We start from the raw sequence: 2,767 nt of genomic DNA, 5'->3' as shown, positions 1-2,767 counted from the left end.
TCGGTCAACGCGACGTCCACCAGCTACGCGCCAGGGCCGCGAGGCACCCAGGCATATCATGTGCCTCGCGGCCCTGGCGCTCCGCTGGCGGCCGCGCGTTACCTCAAACGTTAGGCCTCGGGTAGCACGGTCGTCGCGACTCGCAGCGTTCAAGAAGCACCACATGCCTGCGACCGTCGTCTCGTCAGCCAGCAAATGAACAGCCGAATACGAGAGCAGCGCGTCTGGCAAGGCCCTGGCAAAGGAAGAGGGGCAAGGTCTGTGCGGGCCACCCGTCGCACGCGCGTTCGGCGCACGGCCCGAGCACATCGAAGAACAAGATCGGTCGTCGCGACTCGAAGCACCGGAGCACCAGGCCCACAAAGAGCATGCCGTTCACTTCGGGTGGTGTTCGCATCGCCGCTCACGCAGCCGTCGGCGGCAAGAACATCGGTCAAGCTCTGGCAGTTCTCGCGCCCGTGTCACGCAGCTCCGGGCCCAAGTCGCTCCTCAGCCTGCTCGCTGTTCACGGTCGCCAACGCACGAGGCCTAACCCTTCGGTCAACGCGACGTCCACCAGCTACGCACCAGGGCCGCGAGGCACCCAGGCCTATCATGTGCCTCGCGGCCCTGGCGCTCCGCTGGCGGCCGCGCGTTACCTCAAACGTTAGGCCGCTGCAAATGCTCAGCTGCACGTCACGGTCGCTGCAGCTATCCGCGGACAGGCCATCAAGTCGATCGTTGTTCGCAACGAGCGGTCGGCGCACGCGGACAGCCAGCGGCTTTGCGCTCCAGCACAGGAACGAAGTCCTGGCTACGCTCCAACAGCGCCACGGCTCTCCGAGGCACAGAAAAGGAGCAGCGGGTGCGTTTCGCGGAAGTCGGTACCCGCCCGAGCCTGCAATCGAGGTATGCACCACAATCCACGTCCAAGGCAGCGGTCGGTCGTTCCGCGCTGCTGCACAGGAAGGGAGTTTCAGCGTGGGCCAGCTCAACCAGTGCCATGGCTCTCCGAGGCACAGACAATGCAGCAGTCGGTGGTTCGGCATGCGAGAAGGAGCGAGTGAGGGTGGCAAACCGGCCGTACCGCACGAGAACGCCCATGAAGCATCGGCCTAACCCTTCCATCGAGGGGACGTCCAACAGCCAGCTTCGCTGTCTGTCGGCCGCCCCTCATGTCAAACGTTAGGCGTCTGTAAAGGCTGCGGGCGAAGGTGTTCCTCAAACGCCGCTCTTCGAATCAGCGCGCACAGGTCCCCCGGAGTGGCTGCGCGGCATCATGCCAGCATGTACAGCGCCACGTCCGTACCGGCCGCCCTGCGACGGCTTAGAACCGTTTGCCTTTCGCCCAGGTATTCTCTCGGTCTGCTCGGTCGCCCCTCGCCAATCGTGAACACAAAGGCGTTGCGTTCGTTGCCCACCACCGTCAGCACGGCCTTGTGGCGGTGCATCGTCGACCAACGCCTAACCCTTCCATCGAGGGGGACGTCCACAAGCAAGCTTCGCTTGCTTGCGGCCGCCCCTCATGTCAAACGTTAGGCCCAGGAAACACCTACGTGCGAACCGTCCCCTCGATTCTCATTGCCGCGAGTGCGCTCGTCATTCTTACACTCGGCGTCCTGCATCTCGTGTTCACCTATCGAGGGACAAAGTTCCACCCGCGAGACCCTTCGCTTCTCGAAAGATTGAAGGAGGTTTCGCCAGTGATCTCGCGCGAAACAACCATGTGGCGGGCCTCAATAGGCTTTCGCGCCAGCCACAGTTTCGGAGCCATGCTCTTCGGTCTCGTTTATGGGTATCTTGCACTTGAGAGTTCAGGCTTTCTGTTCAAGTCACCCTTCCTGATGACACTTGGTCTTGTCTGCCTCTGCGCGTACCTTGTCCTCGGAAAACTCTACTGGTTCAAGGTCCCCTTCCGTGGCATCTTCCTGGCAACGGCTCTGTATGCCTCAGCACTCGTCGCAACCTGGGCCTAACCCTTCCATCGAGCGGACAGTCACAAGCGGGCTTCGCCCACTTGTGACTGCCGCTCATGTCAAACGTTAGCCCGCAGAGGCAGCATATGGTCACCCAACGGCCGATTCTTGCGCGTTCCCTAGCCTTCCTACTGCTGCTCGCCCTCTCGGCACAGGCAGTCGAATCGCAGTACAGCATCAAGGAGGAGCACCCCCCGTTGGGCTCAGCAATTCGGCGCCATGCCGTTTTCGGCTCTCCGATTCCTATAAACAAGCGGTACGAGGAACTTACCGCGTCGGAAAAGGCACTGGTCAATCAGGTCTACGAGAACGTTCAGCCAGGCGACGAGCCACCGTTTCCGGCCGACGGGCTTAAACCAATTCACGAAGCGATGCGGAAAGCGCAGGCCAAGCTCCTGGTCGAGGGAGACCTGATTCTCATAGTGACAGTTGGTCCGAACGGAAGCCCCACCGCGGTCAAGGTGATCGGTTCACCTAGTGCCGAGATGACCAATTTCGCAGCAACCGTATTGCTCCTCACTCGCTTCAAGCCCGCCGTATGTCAAGGCAGCCCGTGCCAGATGCAGTTTCCATTCGCGTTCAACTTCAGAGTTCGATGATGCGGGCTAACCCTTCCATCGAGGGGACGTCCACAAGCAAGCTTCGCTTGCTTGCGGCCGCCCCTCATGTCAAACGTTAGGCCTCGGGTAAACACGTCCGCCACGGCTCGTAGCGCTGCCAGAGGCACCGCATTCACTCGCCCGTCATCGCATCAGCCACCAAAGGAACAGCCGAATCCCGTTGCGCATCGACTCTGGCAACGAAAGCCGAGT

Annotated in this window: 3 protein-coding genes; 2 read left to right on the top strand and 1 reads right to left on the bottom strand. The window is 61.4% G+C overall.

Annotated elements, in window-relative coordinates; translation table 11 throughout:
• Positions 1 to 1,256: 1,256 nt before the first annotated feature.
• The gene (locus HLB44_RS36555) at positions 1,257 to 1,430 is read right to left on the bottom strand and encodes a hypothetical protein (RefSeq protein ID WP_173135778.1); all 174 of its coding nucleotides are present in this window, start codon (positions 1,428 to 1,430) and stop codon (positions 1,257 to 1,259) included.
• Positions 1,431 to 1,535: 105 nt separating this feature from the next.
• On the opposite strand from HLB44_RS36555, the gene HLB44_RS36550 reads away from it, so the two are divergent.
• Positions 1,536 to 1,955 carry an LIC_13387 family protein gene (locus HLB44_RS36550; RefSeq protein ID WP_173135775.1) on the top strand — a complete coding sequence of 140 codons (420 nt, stop codon included), beginning with the start codon at positions 1,536 to 1,538 and terminating at the stop codon, positions 1,953 to 1,955.
• Between the two features lie 86 nt (positions 1,956 to 2,041).
• Complete coding sequence (locus tag HLB44_RS36545) at positions 2,042 to 2,554, top strand: energy transducer TonB (protein ID WP_173135772.1); 513 nt, start codon at positions 2,042 to 2,044, stop codon at positions 2,552 to 2,554.
• Positions 2,555 to 2,767: the final 213 nt, after the last annotated feature.

The organism is Pseudaquabacterium terrae (assembly GCF_013266755.1).
GTDB classification, from domain to species: Bacteria; Pseudomonadota; Gammaproteobacteria; order Burkholderiales; family Burkholderiaceae_C; genus Pseudaquabacterium; species Pseudaquabacterium terrae.
This window is presented reverse-complemented; position numbering and strand designations above follow the sequence as displayed.